General features: G+C 30.6%; 15 protein-coding genes. 7 read left to right on the top strand and 8 right to left on the bottom strand.

The window, feature by feature from the left end:
• Window positions 1–5: 5 nt before the first annotated feature.
• The gene (locus ACH5TX_RS09310; RefSeq protein WP_439339229.1) at window positions 6–761 is read right to left on the bottom strand and encodes an SDR family NAD(P)-dependent oxidoreductase; all 756 of its coding nucleotides are present in this window, start codon (window positions 759–761) and stop codon (window positions 6–8) included.
• 14 nt (window positions 762–775) lie between these two features.
• Window positions 776–1,468 (bottom strand): RraA family protein, encoded by a 693-nt coding sequence (locus tag ACH5TX_RS09305; protein ID WP_439335970.1) that lies wholly within the window; start codon window positions 1,466–1,468, stop codon window positions 776–778.
• Between the two features lie 240 nt (window positions 1,469–1,708).
• On the opposite strand from ACH5TX_RS09305, the gene ACH5TX_RS09300 reads away from it, so the two are divergent.
• Both ACH5TX_RS09300 and ACH5TX_RS09295 read left to right on the top strand, forming a co-directional pair.
• Window positions 1,709–2,203, top strand: a complete 495-nt coding sequence (locus ACH5TX_RS09300) for a DinB family protein (protein WP_439339228.1) — start codon at window positions 1,709–1,711, stop codon at window positions 2,201–2,203.
• Between the two features lie 3 nt (window positions 2,204–2,206).
• A complete protein-coding gene (locus ACH5TX_RS09295) occupies window positions 2,207–2,866 on the top strand; it encodes a class I SAM-dependent methyltransferase (RefSeq protein WP_439339227.1) in 660 nt (219 codons plus the stop codon).
• On the opposite strand, the gene ACH5TX_RS09290 is transcribed toward ACH5TX_RS09295, so the two are convergent.
• Both ACH5TX_RS09290 and folK read right to left on the bottom strand, forming a co-directional pair.
• Window positions 2,863–3,192: a hypothetical protein gene (locus ACH5TX_RS09290; protein ID WP_439339226.1), complete on the bottom strand. Its 330-nt coding sequence runs from the start codon at window positions 3,190–3,192 to the stop codon at window positions 2,863–2,865. The genes ACH5TX_RS09295 and ACH5TX_RS09290 overlap by 4 nt on opposite strands.
• Window positions 3,193–4,320 carry a 2-amino-4-hydroxy-6-hydroxymethyldihydropteridine diphosphokinase gene (gene folK / locus ACH5TX_RS09285; protein WP_439339225.1) on the bottom strand — a complete coding sequence of 376 codons (1,128 nt, stop codon included), beginning with the start codon at window positions 4,318–4,320 and terminating at the stop codon, window positions 3,193–3,195.
• 155 nt (window positions 4,321–4,475) lie between these two features.
• Here folK and ACH5TX_RS09280 point away from each other — a divergent pair, with 155 nt between their 5' ends.
• The 3 genes from ACH5TX_RS09280 to rpsU all read left to right on the top strand — a co-directional run bounded on the left by ACH5TX_RS09280 (window position 4,476) and on the right by rpsU (window position 8,348).
• On the top strand, window positions 4,476–5,180 hold the full coding sequence (locus ACH5TX_RS09280) for a queuosine precursor transporter (protein ID WP_439339224.1): 705 nt from the start codon (window positions 4,476–4,478) through the stop codon (window positions 5,178–5,180).
• A gap of 90 nt (window positions 5,181–5,270) precedes the next feature.
• Window positions 5,271–7,952, top strand: coding sequence for an AsmA family protein (locus ACH5TX_RS09275; RefSeq protein ID WP_439339223.1), 2,682 nt, complete (start codon window positions 5,271–5,273; stop codon window positions 7,950–7,952).
• Window positions 7,953–8,153: 201 nt separating this feature from the next.
• A complete protein-coding gene (gene rpsU, locus ACH5TX_RS09270; RefSeq protein ID WP_439335976.1) occupies window positions 8,154–8,348 on the top strand; it encodes a 30S ribosomal protein S21 in 195 nt (64 codons plus the stop codon).
• 56 nt (window positions 8,349–8,404) lie between these two features.
• Here the strand turns inward: rpsU and ACH5TX_RS09265 are convergent, their stop codons facing one another.
• Entirely contained in the window at window positions 8,405–9,199 is a 795-nt protein-coding gene (locus tag ACH5TX_RS09265) for a DUF2797 domain-containing protein (RefSeq protein ID WP_439339222.1), read from the bottom strand.
• Between the two features lie 42 nt (window positions 9,200–9,241).
• Between ACH5TX_RS09265 and ACH5TX_RS09260 the strand changes: the two genes are divergently transcribed.
• The gene (locus ACH5TX_RS09260; protein WP_439339221.1) at window positions 9,242–10,756 is read left to right on the top strand and encodes a GH3 auxin-responsive promoter family protein; all 1,515 of its coding nucleotides are present in this window, start codon (window positions 9,242–9,244) and stop codon (window positions 10,754–10,756) included.
• A gap of 141 nt (window positions 10,757–10,897) precedes the next feature.
• Window positions 10,898–12,535 (top strand): OmpA family protein, encoded by a 1,638-nt coding sequence (locus ACH5TX_RS09255; protein ID WP_439339220.1) that lies wholly within the window; start codon window positions 10,898–10,900, stop codon window positions 12,533–12,535.
• Between the two features lie 305 nt (window positions 12,536–12,840).
• On the opposite strand, the gene clpX is transcribed toward ACH5TX_RS09255, so the two are convergent.
• The 3 genes from clpX to tig all read right to left on the bottom strand — a co-directional run bounded on the left by clpX (window position 12,841) and on the right by tig (window position 16,316).
• A complete protein-coding gene (gene clpX / locus ACH5TX_RS09250) occupies window positions 12,841–14,073 on the bottom strand; it encodes an ATP-dependent Clp protease ATP-binding subunit ClpX (protein ID WP_439339219.1) in 1,233 nt (410 codons plus the stop codon).
• A gap of 73 nt (window positions 14,074–14,146) precedes the next feature.
• Window positions 14,147–14,821: an ATP-dependent Clp endopeptidase proteolytic subunit ClpP gene (clpP, locus tag ACH5TX_RS09245; RefSeq protein WP_439339218.1), complete on the bottom strand. Its 675-nt coding sequence runs from the start codon at window positions 14,819–14,821 to the stop codon at window positions 14,147–14,149.
• Between the two features lie 163 nt (window positions 14,822–14,984).
• On the bottom strand, window positions 14,985–16,316 hold the full coding sequence (gene tig, locus ACH5TX_RS09240) for a trigger factor (protein ID WP_439339217.1): 1,332 nt from the start codon (window positions 16,314–16,316) through the stop codon (window positions 14,985–14,987).
• Window positions 16,317–16,344 lie beyond the last annotated feature (28 nt).

The raw sequence follows: 16,344 nt of genomic DNA, 5'->3' as shown, positions 1-16,344 counted from the left end.
GGTTATTAGAATCCTCCAGCGGCACCTCCATCAACAGGAAGGAATACACCGTTTATATATTTTCCAGCATCAGACGCTAAGTAAAGAGCAGCATTACCAATATCTTCTGGCATTCCAAATTTACCTGTAGGGATCCTGCTTAAAATTTTAGTTTTTCTCGGTAAATCATGATCTATAGCTTTATGCAACATGGGCGATTCTATCCATCCTGGAGCAATAATATTTACGCGCACATTATCTACAGCAAGTTCTGCAACCAAGCCTCTCGTCATTCCTAAAAGTGCAGCTTTAGCAGTAGAATAAGCCACTACTTGTTTCATTCCCATAATAGCTGTCATAGAACTAATAAGAATAACAGATCCGTGTTGTCTTTCTATCATTCGTTTTGAAAATGCTCTGGTAAGCGCAAAAACACTCATTAAATGCACATTCAAAATACCTAAAAACTCACTATCAGTAGTATCAACTGCATTTTTTTTCAAATGAGCACCTGCACAATTTATTAAAATATCAACAGCTCCCCAATTACTTTCAATGTCTTCAACAAGCTCTGGAATTCTATCTAAATCACTTACATCAAACGATTTATACTTACAGTTATCTCCTAATGTTTCTTTAGCATCAATTAACTTCTGCTCGTTTCTTCCAATAATTAAAACTTCAGCGCCAGCATCAATAAATGTATTCGCAATACCTAAACCTATACCGCTTCCACCTCCTGTAATGACTGCTTTTTTTCCTTCTAAACTAAATGCTTTCATTTTCATTCTATTTATTACATGATACCAAATTTCTCAAAAGCCTCTACGGTACTCATACCGTCTTGAAGTGCTTTTAAAACTAATTTTTCTCCGCGTGCTTTTTCTAAAGCTTTTTCAAAAACTTCATCTTGAATTTCTTGCGGAACAATAACAACGCCATCTAAATCGCCATAAATAATATCGCCTGGATTAATTCTAACATTGCCTATTTCTATAGGTACTCTGTAATCTATCACTTTTCCTCGCGGCCCTTGATCTTGTGCATAAGTTCCCATACTAAAAACAGGAAAACCGAGTCTTAAAACCTCATTTGTATCTCTTGAATAACCATCTACAACAGCTCCTGATGCTTTTAATTTCATAGCTCTTGTACTCATTAAACCACCCCAAAGTGCATAGCGTAACGAAGAGCCCGTACAAATGTATACTTCGTCTTCCTGAAGACTATCAAGCGCTTCAAACATGATTCCGAAAGGCTTATTAATATAATTGTTAGATGTTTTATCTAATTGCTCGCCAAAAACATCGGCTTCTAGCACTGGCATAGCTTTACCAAAAACAATCGATTTTGAATTTACTGGTTTTATTCCAGCGGGTAAAAACTGATGTAAATACCCCATTTTATCCATAACATCGCCTACCAAAGCCGTAAAGAGTTCTGTATGTGCAATGTCTTTAAGCTCCTTAAAGCTATTGTAATATTTCATTTGTTTATATTTAGTGTCGTATTTAGAACATAAGTATGCTTCAAAAATAATTAAGCATAACAATTTTACACTAACCTATATTTGTTATTTTACATCCATTTTGTGTAATTCTGTTGTAGAAAAACATCATAAAATGGAATAACTTGATTCTAAAGCTTAAAAAATCTAACTTCGCTATCGGTGAATTTAAATAATTGAAATAGATCCAAACCCTTTATAAACTTCTGAAAAACAATTAATATGAAACACAAAATAAGTGATGGATTTCCTTATTACATTGAATGTGTAGGCAACAACGATTATAAACAAGTTTTTAAATCTAAACAGTATATAAAATTACTAGGCACTTTAACAGAAGACCAATCAACCTATCGTTATGCTGATGGCAAATGGAGTATCAAGCAAATCATTGGTCATATTACCGACCATGAAAGAATTATGATGTATCGTGCTTTGTGCTTTAGTAGAAAAGACAAAACCCTTTTACCTGGATATGAACAAAATTTATATGTTGAAAATAGTAGATTTAACGAACAGCCTTTTAGTCAATTACTAACTGATTTAGATAATGTAAGGAATGCGTCCTTAAGTTTTATAGAGTCTCTTTCTCCAGAGCAATTATTACTAACTGGTAAAGCTTGGAAATTCGAATTAACTATTGAAGAGTTTTTAAAAGCTACTATCGGACATGAAATGCATCATTTAGATATAATTAAACAAAGATATTTAATATAATAAGTGACAAAAAAAGTAAAAACGCCTTGGCCAACAAAAGATGTCATGAACCAGATTTATGACATGCATCTTTGGGGTGGAGAGGAATTCGATTTTTATTCTGGAGCAGGTTCTCATAATCCAGAAATTATAAATCCTTATTTAAAAGTTATAACAGCATTTTTAAAATCGCACAACAACGACTTAGTTGTTTGCGATTTAGGTTGTGGCGATTTTAATATTGGAAAATACCTCACTAAACATTCCAAAAAATATATTGCCATAGATATTGTTGAAAATCTTATTGAAAGAAACAAAACAATATTCAAAGAAGAAAACCTAGAATTTTATTGTTTGGATATTGTAAAAGATGAGCTTCCACATGGAGATTGTATTATACTTAGGCAAGTACTTCAACATTTATCTAATAAAGAGATTGAAGAAGTAGCAAAAAAATTAACAGCTTACAAATACATTATTCTAACGGAACATATCCCATTTGGAAACTTTACACCAAACAAAGACATTATTTCGGGACAAGGCATAAGACTAAAACAAAACAGTGGTGTTAATATATTAGAAGCTCCTTTTAATTTGAAGATTAAAGAAAAAAAACAGCTTGGGGAACATGTTTTAGAGGACGGGAAAGGGAGAATTGTGACAACTTTATTTGAAGTGTTTTAATAAAAAAACTTGATTTTCTTATAAATTGACTTAAAAGGTTCTTTAAATTTAGTATTTTCAAATCCAGTAATATCATCTACAAAATGTTCAACTGGTGAATATTCATTAACACAACTAAGCATTATTCCAATTTCTATATTTTTAAAATTACTTTTACCTTTTTCAAGTTTACCTCTAGTTGTCAATATTGGATAATAATATTCGTTCTTCCAACTCTTCGAATTCTCAGTCCATTTAGGAAACTCAATAGGTATTCTTTTTAAACGAATATTTAATAAATAAATGATCGCTTTACGTTCTTCATTATTTAAAATTAAGGTTTCCATTTATTCGCAAATTTCTTTCAAAACCCACAAATAATCACTTCGATTCTCAACAAAATCTCTGTCAGAGACATCAATAATTTTAACGTTGAAATCTGTTTGAGTTTTTAGAAACTCTAAATAGCCTGTGTTTATTTTTTCAAGATAATCATCGGCAATATTTTGCTCATAATCGCGTCCGCGTTTTCTAATATTCGCTTGCAAACGTGCTGTATTTTGGTATAAATACACGTATAAATCTGGTTTACGTAACTCTTTATACATTAAATAAAAGAGTTTTCGGTATAACATAAACTCATCGCCTTGCAAGGTTATTTTAGAAAATATGAGTGACTTAAACACATCGTAATCACTTATAATAAAATCTTTAAATAAATCGAGTTGCGATAAATCGTCAGAAATTTGCTGATACCTATCAGCAAGAAAAGACATTTCTAAAGGAAACGAATAACGCTGCGCATCTTCATAAAATTTTGGTAAAAACGGATTGTCGGCAAAACGTTCTAAAATCAATTTCGCATTAAAATCGTGCGCTATTTTGGTTGCTAAACTGGTTTTTCCAGATCCAATATTACCCTCAATTGCTATGTAATTATACTTAGCCAAATTACAAACTTTTCTAGGGTTTTTAAGCCAAATCTTAATGGGTTCTAAAACCGATTCGTCTTCACATTCATCTAACAAAACAGATATTTCTGTTCCAAATTTTGGATGCTTCACTTTTGAAGCAATATCATTAAGCGGCTGTAATACAAACTTGCGCTTACTCATTTCTGGGTGTGGCACTTGCAAGGTTTCAGTAGCTATAATTTTATCTTCTACTAAAACAATATCTAAATCTATTGTTCTGGCTTCATAACCAGCTCCTTCACTTCGTGTTCTACCTAATTTCGTTTCAATATCCAACAAATTATCGAGCACCTCTTGGGGTTGCAAATCACTTTCCAAAACCAAACAACAATTAAGAAAATCATCACTTTCAAACCCCAATGCTGGTGATTTGTAGACTTTAGAAATCAGTTTAATATTTCCAATACGAATATAGATAGCATCAGCGGCAGCTTGTAAATGCTTCAATTTATCGCCTTTATTACTTCCTAATGCGATATGATATGTTGTTGGTTTCACCATAGAAAGACAAAATAATGAAAAGTAAATGGTTTCCTTTATATTTACAGAAGCTATTTATTCACAAATTATATCGAAACAATATTCTTATGTCATATAGCTCTAACTAACACCATAATAAGAAATCGAACTGACAAAAATATTTATTTACAAATTATATGTCATTAAAAGATAAACATGCCGCACAACATATTTACATCCTTTTAGGAGCTTTGTTTATAACATCATTAGTGGTTTCAAACTTAATTTTCCAAAAATTCTTTTATTGGTACCCGCTAGATATTGAGATTTTTGGAAGCAAACTTTTCGAAATCTCCGTTGGCATCTTACCTTATCCTATCACTTTTTTAATAACCGACTTAATAAGCGAAATTTACGGTAAAAAACGAGCTAACGATGTGGTTATTACTGGTATTTTTGCTTCATTGTTTTCACTTTTAATTATTTATACCGCCAGTAATGTACCTGCAACTTCGTGGTCTTACGTAAAAGACGATATGTTTAATACCGTTTTTGGTAATTCGGCTATTGCTGTTTTTGCAAGTATGCTTACCTATTTATTTGCGCAATTTATAGATATTCAAATCTATCATTTCTGGAAACGATTAACCAAAGGGAAGCATTTATGGTTGCGAAATAATTTTTCAACTTGGTTTTCTCAATTTGTAGATACCTTTACTATTGTAACACTATTATGTTCTTTTGGCATTATTGATTGGGCAAATTTTAAAGGCTTACTTATTAGTGGTTTTCTTTTTAAAGTAATTATCGCTTTTTTAGACACGCCGTTTCTATATTTAGGCGTGTATTTATTTAGAAAACGCTTCAACTTAAAAGTGAATGAAGAAATAGATATGCTCTAATAATTTAGCATTAGATTAACGCACATGTAAGCTTTTATCGTCATTTTTACGTATATCTTTGTAAAATTCAAAGTTAAGAACCGAAAATTTATGAAAAAAGCTTTAAAAATCTTAGGCATTAGCATTCTAATTATTTTAGCACTTTTAATAGCCATTCCTTTTGCTTTTCAAGGACAAATAAAAGATATGGTGAAACGTTTTATAAACGAAAACGTAAATGCCCAAGTAGAATTTAGCGATGTTAGTTTAAGTTTTATTAAAAGTTTTCCGCAAGCACATGTAAGCGTAAGCGATTTGGCTATCACCAATTTTGAACCTTTTAAAGACGAAACCTTTGCTACGGCTAAAGATATTTCGTTTACCATGTCTATAAAAGAATTGTTTAAAAGTACTAGTGACGGTCCTATTGTTGTAAAATCTATTGATATAGATGAAGCTTTAATTACTTTAAAAACAGATAAATTTGGCAACAATAATTACGATATTACCAAAGAAGATGAAACCCCTACTACAGACACAACAGACCCAAGTAGTTTTTCTTTTAGCTTAGAAAACTATAGTATTAATAATAGTGCCTTTACTTATATTGATGAAGCTTCTAATATTTTAGTCCATATTTCCGAACTTAATCATAATGGAAACGGTATTTTTTCTACCGATAAATCTGAGTTAAATACCAAAAGTGATGCAAATATTAGTATCGCAATGGATAGCACGAATTATTTAAACAATAACGCCTTAAAACTAGATGCTATAATTGGTTTAGACCTTACCAATAGCGTTTATACCTTTAAAGATAATAAAGGCTTTATTAACCAATTGCCCTTAGAGTTTCAAGGATATTTGAAATTATTAGAAAACGGACAAGAAATAGACATTACTTTTGAAAACCCAGAATCTGATTTCAAAAATTTCTTAGCCTTAGTTCCTAAAGAATATTCAAAAAATATTGAAGACGTTGAAACTTCTGGCGATTTTAAAGTAAAAGGTATTATTAAAGGAATTAGTTCAGATAATACTATTCCGCATTTAGATATTAATATCGCTTCAAACAATGCCTCTTTTAAATATCCAGATTTACCGAAACGTGTTGAAAACATTTCTATAAACACTTCCATAAAAAACACAACTGGAAACGTAGATGACACTTTTGTTTCTATTGAAAAATTGAATTTTAAAATTGATGATGATGTTTTTAAATCATCGGCAACTATAAAAAACATTACTAAAAACATGTTTGTTAATGCCAGTATTGATGGCGTTTTAAATTTAGCAAACATTACAAAAGTGTATCCTGTTGAATTAGACAATACGTTAAGCGGTATTTTAAAAGCAAACATTAATACGGCGTTTGATATGAATGCCCTAGAAACCAATGCATACGCACGTATTAAAAATAATGGTTCTGCGAGTATTACTGATTTTGTATTCTCTTCGGAAGACATTGTAAACCCTATTCATATTTATAACGCCGATATGAGCTTTAATCCTAGCACGGTTTCATTAAATAATTTTAAAGCAAAAACGGGAGATAGCGATTTAAATGCGACAGGAAGCATTAAAAATTTATTAGGATTTCTATTAAGTGATAATACTTTAAAAGGTGATTTTAATGTGAATTCAAATTTGTTTAAAGTTAGTGATTTCATGACGGCAGACGAAGATGTTGCTACAGAAAACAAAACAACATCTCCTGAAGAATCGTTAAAAATACCAGCCTTTTTAGATTGTACTATTAATGCCAATGCAAAAACGGTTGTGTATGATAATTTGAATTTAAAAGATGTAAATGGAACGCTTTTAATAAAAGACCAACAAGCTAATTTAAAAGATTTAACATCTAGTTTATTTGATGGCGCATTATCTGTAGCTGGTAATGTATCTACAAAAAAAGAAACACCTACTTTTAATCTAGACCTTAATATAGATGGATTTGACATTGGGAAGTCTTTTAAAAATTTAGAATTATTACAAAGTTTAGCACCTATTGCGAAACTGCTTCAAGGAAAATTAAATACAAACATTAATTTATCTGGTGATTTAGACTCTGAATTCTCTCCTAATTTAAGCACAGTTTCGGGTAATGCTTTAACTGAGTTACTAACTTCAAAAATAAATGCTAATAAAGGCGAATTGTTTAGCAAATTAGAAGGCGCTTTAGGTTTTATAGATTTTAATAAACTTGATTTAAAAGACTTAAAAACAAAACTAGAATTTGCAAACGGAAAAGTAAGCGTAAAACCTTTCGATTTAAAATATGAAGATATTGCCATCACCGTTTCTGGAAGCCATGGTTTTGACAAAACACTGGATTACAATGCCATTTTTAATGTGCCTGCAAAATATTTAGGAAGTGACGTCAATCAATTAATTGGAAAAATTGATAGTGAGGACGCTAAAAACATCACAATTCCTGTGACTGCAAGTATTGGTGGGTCTTACACAAGCCCTACAGTTAAAACAGATTTAACAAGTGGTGTTTCAAACCTGACCAAACAACTTGTTGAAATTGAAAAACAAAAACTTCTTAACAAAGGAAAAGACAAGGTAGCAGATTTAATTGGAGATGTTATTGGAGGTAACAAAACAAAAACAGACTCTGTAAAACAACAACAAAACAATACTGTTAAAGATGTTTTAGGAGGTATTATTGGTGGTAACAAAACAACTACTAAAACAGATTCGACAAAAAACAAAACCAATACAGCTATTAAAAATGTATTAGGAGGCTTATTAGGCGGAAAGAAGAAACAAAAAGACACAATAAAATAACTATTTTTGAGCTTTTCTACCTTTCTATTATTAATTAATAGGGTCTATTTTAGCTGATTACTCAATTAGTTTCGGGTATTACAAAAATAAAGTACTATCTTTGTCGCGTTCTTTTTCAAGAAAAAACCATTTTATCACATAAAAACAAAGGCTTTTTTAGTTAAACGTCTTAGATTAAATATCAATTAATTAAAATTATATATGTTAAAAATTATTATTAAAGACGGCGAAAACATAGAGCGCGCTTTAAAACGTTACAAACGTAAACACAGAAACATTAAAGTGATGCAAAACTTAAGAGAAAGCCAGTTTTTTACTAAGCCTTCTGTTAAAAGACGTCGTCAAATTCAAAAAGCTGAATACATTCAAAACTTAAGAGATCAAGAAGATATTTAGTCTTTAACTCTCTACACTATATATGTCCCATTTATAATAACTTATAAATGGGATTTTTAGTTTACAGAAATATTTACAACTAAACCTTCGTTAGCTCTCACATTAAAAACCGTATTATCTTCAAAAATAAGATACTGACCTTTTATTCCAACTAACTTTCCTGTATACGAAAGCTCCTTTTTTAAATTTAAACTCTTAGGCTTCTCAGGGTATTTAAAAACAGGAAACTCAATATTCGTTTCGCTATTACTTTCAATAAAATACTCTTTGGCTTCATCAGGAATGTATTGCTTCAAACGTTCGCGCCATTCAACTAAATTTTCATCTTCAATCTCATTTTTTAGCATTTTGCGCCAATTGGTTTTATCTGCTACATAACTTTTTAAAGCAACCTCGGTAACACCTGCTAAATACCTATTGGGTACTTCAACAATTTCAATAGCTTCATGTGCGCCTTGATCTATCCAACGGGTTGGCACTTGTCCTTTTCTTGTAACACCAACTTTTACATTACTAGAATTTGCTAAATACACAATATGAGGTTGTAATTGTGCCTTCTTTTCAAACTCTAAATCACGATCTTCAATACCTAAATGTGCTTTACTTAGCTCTGGGCGCATAATCCAATCTGCAGCTTGTGGCACTTCGTAAAAGCATTGTTTATCAAATCCTTGTCTATAAATAGGCTTGTCTAATCCGCAATTTAAACATTGATATTTAACGAATTCAATCGTAACATTCTTGTTCAACAATTGATTCATATTTAAAAAATCATTTTCAAATACTAAATAGTATTGAATAGGACTTGAAAACTCTGTTTCCATTTTTGTTAAAACACCTTGGTAGGTCATAAAAAAAAGTGTTATTTTTAAGATCTTAAATATAAAACAAATATGCCAATACCATTAGTTAATTCTGTTGCTTCTTGGTTTTTAAAAAAACGATTTCATCAAATAGAATTGTTTTTAAAATATCCTAATGAAGTACAAAACGAATTGCTTTTAAGTCTTTTAGATATTGCAAAAGATACTGAAATTGGTAAAGAATATGATTTTGCATCTATAAAAAATTATAAAGAATTTTCGGAACGCATTCCTATTAAAAATTATGATGGGTGGCAAAATGTTATTGAACGCGCTATGAAAGGCGAAAACAATCTCTTTTGGCCTACTCCAATTAAATGGTTTGCAAAATCTAGCGGTACCACTCGAGCAAAAAGTAAATTTATTCCGGTAAGCCAAGAATCACTTGAAGATTGCCATTATGCAGCTGGTAAAGATTTACTTTGCATGTATTTAAATAATAATGAAGATTCACAACTGTTTACAGGAAAGAGTTTACGTCTAGGTGGTAGTAAAGAGTTACTTAAAGAAAACGGGACTATATTTGGGGATTTATCGGCTATTTTAATTGACAATATGCCTTTCTGGGCAGAATTTAGTAGCACACCAAGCAATAGAGTATCCTTAATGAGCGATTGGGAACATAAAATGCAAGCTATTGTTGATGAAACTATTAATGAAAACGTAACCAGTCTAGCAGGTGTACCTTCCTGGATGCTTGTTTTACTTAATAATGTTTTAGAAACTACTGGCAAACAAAGTCTACATGATGTTTGGCCCAATTTAGAAGTGTATTTTCACGGAGGCGTTAGCTTTACACCATACAAGGATCAGTATAAAAAAATACTCCCTGAAAAAGATTTTAAATATTACGAAATATATAATGCTTCGGAAGGCTTTTTTGCTATTCAAGACAGAAACAACTCTAGTGAATTACTATTAATGTTAGATTATGGTATTTTCTATGAATTTATTCCCATAGACATTTATGCCACTCCTGATGAAAAAGCCATTCCATTAAGTGAGGTTAAATTAAACCAAAATTATGCGGTTATTATTACCACTAATGCTGGTTTATGGCGTTACAAAATTGGAGATACCGTTAGATTTACCTCTACAAACCCCTACAAGATAAAAGTTACTGGGCGTACCAAGCACCATATTAATGTTTTTGGAGAAGAACTTATTATTGAAAATGCCGAAGATGCCTTGAAGAAAGTATGTAAACGTACTAGAGCTGAAATTGTAGATTATACTGCTGCTCCTATTTTTATGGAAGGTAAAGAAAAAGGAGGACACGAATGGCTTATTGAGTTTAAAACACCTCCAGAAGACATTCATTATTTTAATGAATTATTTGATAATGCATTAAAATCACTAAACTCAGATTATGAAGCAAAGCGTTATAACAATATAACACTGAATAAACCAAAAATTAATATTGCCCGTGAAAATTTATTTTATGATTGGTTAAAACAAAATGATAAGTTAGGCGGACAACACAAAATACCACGTCTTTCTAATACTAGAGATTATATGGAGGATTTACTAGGACTAAACTTTTAACCCCTTACTAGTTTACAAACCGAACACCCTTTAAAACAATTAGTTAACGAATATATAAACGCTTGGTCTAATATTTTTTTACAAGAATTAGACTAACAATTATATTTACCAACTAATTAATCCTCCAAACCCTCTCAAAAAATGAAAACTAAATTTTTCATTCTTATTTTCTTTTTATCGCTTTTATCATTCAGCCAAGAAACATCAAATATTATTGCTGAAAATCATTTTTCTATCAATAATAAAATTTTCAAAAAGTATACTAGTAAAGTAAAAAATAAAGCAGATGAAATTGGCCCTAACGGATTTAATTTTGACCTTTTAAAATTAAATATTAATAGCGAATACTCTGAAATTAGCTCAGGATTTTTCAGAAATAAAGCTATTATGGTTTCTTCAAAAAAATTAGGTCCCTTTGCTAAAAAAGACCCAAAAACGGGTGAAGGTTATAAAGATCTATATTGCTTAGATATTGATAAAAATGGACGGTTAAGTAAACCCTTGTTATTTTCTAGAATCCTCAATTCAAAATATAATGAAGGCCAATTATCATTTTCACCAGATCAAAATACAGTATACTACACAAGAAGTATTAAAGAAAATTCTTCGATATACAAATTATACAAAGCTATTCTTGAAAAAGACTCTCATGGTAATTGGATAAACCAAGAGCTATTAAGTATTAATAAAGAAGGCTTTTCTATTGAAAACCCTTATGTTAGTCATCAAGGAGATAAATTATATTTTTCTTCAAACATGCCTGATGGTATTGGAGGATTTGATTTATATGTTTCTACTATTAAAAAAGATGGATCACTTGGAAACCCTAAAAATTTAGGAAAATTAGTAAACACACCATTTGATGATAAATACCCGTCACTTTCTAAAGATGACAAATACTTATACTTTTCATCTAAAGGTCATAGAAACGTAGGTGGTTTTGATGTTTTTGTTAGTAAAATTTCTTCTAAAAATGAATATAGAAAACCTAGAAACTTAGGTGTAACTATTAATTCATATCACAATGAAATTGCTTATACTTTAGCTGCCAAGAATAAAGGATACGTAACCTCAAATAGAGAATACAAAAATGGCAGACGTAGTTATGACATCTATACTGCAATTAATGAAGAAATCATTCAAACTTTAAAAGGTAAAGTTTTTGATTTAAAAGCAAAAAAGATTCTTCCTAACTCTGTGGTTATATTAAAGGACGATGAAGGTGTTGAAATATCTAGATCGATTACTGATAGTGATGCCGCTTATAGCTTTAACGTTATTCCGTTTGAGAATTACACTATATCAGTATCTAAAGAAAATTTTGATGATTTAAATATAGATTTCCTTGCTAATAGATCTTTTGAAACAACATATTTTAAAAACTTAGAATTATCCAAACCAAAACCAGCTTATGATGTTGAAAGAGAATTAAGATTAGTAGCTGATAATATATTCTTTGACTCTAATAAATCAAATATTAAAAAAGAATTACATCGTATCTTAAATAAGATTATATATGTTCTAAATGAGCATCCAGAAATGAAATTAGCAATTAATGCGCATACTGATAATGTAGGGAAAGATTCATTTAACTTAAAATTATCAAATGATCGAGCTGCTTCTGTATTAAATTATTTAGTAACTAATGGAATTTCAAAAGACAGATTACGATCTAAAGGTTATGGTGAAACGGAGCCATTAATTGATTGCGGAAATAATTGCTCTAAAGAACAACTTCAAACGAATAGACGTGTTGAACTAGTGATAATAAACAGGTAAATAATTAGTTAATCGTCCTTTAAATCGACTAAGTGTATCCTCAAAAGTTTTTAAACGAGTATTTCTTCTTGTTTATCTAAAACAAAAACAAAACGCTTTGTATCTGCGCTAATTAAGTATACTTTTGAAGAAGTGTTAAAAACAAATTGAAATAAAAGGCCGTAACTATTTTTAATCCCTCATAAAATATTTACTAAAAATAATCATTTAGATTTATTCATAATGTCCTTTATTAATTAACATCCATAAAACAAAAAAACCACGCTATTAGCGTGGTTTTTTTATAACTTTAAATACAACTTTAATTATGAAACTGCTTTAAGCTTCTTCAACGTTGTTTTTGTTAATTTATCTTCAGCATAAAGTTTTGTAACATTAAGTATTTTCTCTTCGCTGCTAGGTAGTTCAAACATCGCATCTGTTAAAATCTCTTCACAAAGCGAACGTAATCCTCTAGCCCCTAATTTATACTCTATTGCTTTTCCTACTATATAGTCTAAAGCACCATCTGTAATAGAAAAATCAATTTCATCCATATTAAACAGTTTTTTATACTGTTTAATAATAGCATTTTTAGGCTCTGTAAGTATCGCTCTTAATGTTTTAGCATCTAAAGGATCCATATAAGTAAGCACTGGAAGTCTTCCTATAATCTCTGGAATTAATCCAAAATCTTTTAAATCTTTTGGAATAATATATTGTAGCAAATTACTTTGATCTACAGCATCATCAGACATAGAAGCACTGTACCCAACAGCTTGCATGTTCAAACGTTTTGAAATATGACGTTCAATACCATCAAAAGCTCCACCAGCAATAAATAAAATATTTTCAGTATTAACTTCTATAAATTTTTGGTCTGGATGTTTACGCCCTCCTTTTGGTGGCACATTAACAACAGTACCTTCTAAAAGTTTAAGTAATGCCTGTTGCACACCTTCACCAGATACATCACGCGTAATAGACGGATTATCGCTTTTACGAGCAATTTTATCTATTTCATCTATAAATACAATACCTTTTTCGGCTTTCTCTAAATTATAATCGGCTGCTTGTAATAAACGTGTTAAAATGCTCTCTACATCTTCGCCAACATAACCCGCTTCTGTTAAAACAGTAGCATCAACAATAGCTAAAGGCACATTAAGCATTCTTGCTATGGTTTTAGCCATTAACGTTTTACCAGTTCCTGTTTGACCAACCATTACGATATTACTTTTCTGAATATCAATATCGTCGTTAGTAGGCGGTTGCAATAAACGTTTATAATGATTATATACAGCAACAGACATTACTTTTTTAGTCATGTCTTGCCCAATAATATACTCATCGAGAAATGTTTTAATTTGTTGTGGTTTGCGTAATTTTAACTCTGCAGATAAATCGCTACTATCTGTTTGTTTAGATTCTTCTACAACAATACCATGTGCTTGCTCTATACATCTATCACATATATGAGCATCTAATCCTGCTATTAATAAGTTTGTTTCAGGCTTTTTACGACCACAAAACGAACATTCTAACTCTTCTTTTGCCATTAATCTTATCTATTTTGAGAGTAAAATGTCACAAATCCCTCTGTAACAATTCTTTAAAATTACAAATTTTTATTTAATTACGAGCTAAAATCTCGTCAATCATGCCATATTCTTTGGCCTTATCGGCTTTCATCCAGTAATCTCTGTCACTATCTTCATATACTTTGTCGTAACTTTGACCTGAATGCTTACTAATAATTTTATAAAGTTCTTCTTTTAAAATCAAGATTTCTCTAGCAGTAATTTCTATATCACTTGCTTGTCCTTGAGCACCTCCTAAAGGTTGGTGAATCATAACACGAGAATGTGTTAAACCACTACGTTTTCCTTGAGCACCTGCACATAATAATACAGCGCCCATTGATGCCGCCATACCAGTACAAATAGTAGCTACATCTGGCTTTATAAACTGCATAGTATCATAAATACCTAATCCTGCATATACACTTCCTCCTGGAGAATTAATATACATTTGAATGTCTTTGTTAGCATCAACACTTTCTAAAAACAACAACTGTGCTTGTACAATATTTGCAATATTATCATTAATTCCGGTTCCTAGAAAAAGAATACGATCCATCATTAAACGAGAAAAAACATCTAATTGAGAAATATTCAATTGACGTTCTTCAATAATATACGGAGTCATACTTTGAGGATACATACTGCTTACAATTTTATTGTAATATGTACTACTTATACCTTGATCTTTTATCGCGAATTTTTCAAATTCTTTAGCGTAATCCATAATTTTATTTATTCTTTTTTAGGTTAAGATTCTAATTTTCAAATAAGTGACTTAACTATAAAATTCTTTTAATCAGAATAATGAGAATTCACTTAATAAATTAGGCGCTTCAATTCCTAAACTGAAGCGCCTAAATATAAGGAATTATTATATAAAAGGCTTATTATTTATCACCATAAACTTCTTTTACAAAGTTTTCATAGCTCAATTCTTTTACCTTAATATTTGCTTTCTCTTTGTATAAAGTAATTAACTTTTGACTGATTAATTGTTCTGATATACGACGTGCTTCATCTTGATTTGATAATACGCGAGCTGCAATATCATCTAACTCTTTATCTGAAGGATTCATTTGACCAAACTGAGCCATTTGACCTTTAATCATTTCTCTTGCATGATCTTTAATATCATCAATAGTTACTTGAATGTTATTACCTTCAATTAACTTTCCTTCAATTAATTGGTAACGTAAGCTTTTTTCAGATTTTGCGTATTCTTCTCTAGCTTGATCTGCATCAATTTGTTTTTCTCCAGATGTTTGCATCCATTTAGTTAAAAATTCTGCTGGAAGATCAAATTTTGTATTATCAACTAAATACTCAGTAACATCATTTAATAATTTTTGATCGGCTTGTTGAACAAATTGCTTTTCAGCATCTTCTTTTATTTTTGCTCTTAATTCGGTAACCGTAGTTACACCTCCGTCTTTACCAAAAAGTTTATCAAAAATATCTTGATCTAAATCTGCTAATTCTCTTTTATTAATTTCAGAAATAGTGAAAGACACCTCAATATCTAAACCATGAACCGCATCATGCTCTAATTTTAAAGCATGCATTAAATCGTGATCATCTTCAAAAAGTCCTTTTGTTTTCAAAACAATAACATCGCCTGCTTTAGCACCAATAAATTGTTTTGCAGTTGCTTTTCCTTTAAACTTATCTAAAGTGATAGTAACCGTATTATCTATTTCTTTTTCTTCGTTTGTATAAGCTCCTGTTATTTCGCTATCTGCTTCAACAGCATCTTGAGAAACTAATTTTCCGTATTGTTTTTGAATACGTTCTATTTGCTCATCAATCATTTTATCATCAGCAATAATATGATATTGTGTGATGGCTTTTTTACTTTTTAACTCTACATCAAATTCTGGAGCTAAACCTAATTCAAATTCAAAAGAAAATTTATCAGCATCCCAATCAATTTCATCTTGTGTTTTTGGTAATGGTTGCCCTAAAACATCTAACTTTTCTTCAGTTAAATATTTATTTAAAGCATCTTGTAAAAGCTTGTTTACTTCATCAACTAAAACAGCTTTTCCGTATTGTTTTTTCACCATTCCCATTGGTACATGACCTTTTCTAAAACCAGGAATATTTGCTGTTTTACGATAATCTGTTAAGATTTTTTCAACTTTATCGCTATAATCTTCTTTAGCGATATCTACTTTTACTACAGCATTTAATGCATCTACGTTTTCTCTTGTAATATTCATTTTAATGATATAAAACCTTTACAGGCAT

It is taken from the genome of Thalassobellus citreus (assembly GCF_044385915.1).
Classification (GTDB): Bacteria; Bacteroidota; Bacteroidia; order Flavobacteriales; family Flavobacteriaceae; genus Thalassobellus; species Thalassobellus citreus.
The sequence above is the reverse complement of the archived record's forward strand: the minus strand, read 5'-3'. Positions and strand labels throughout refer to the sequence as shown.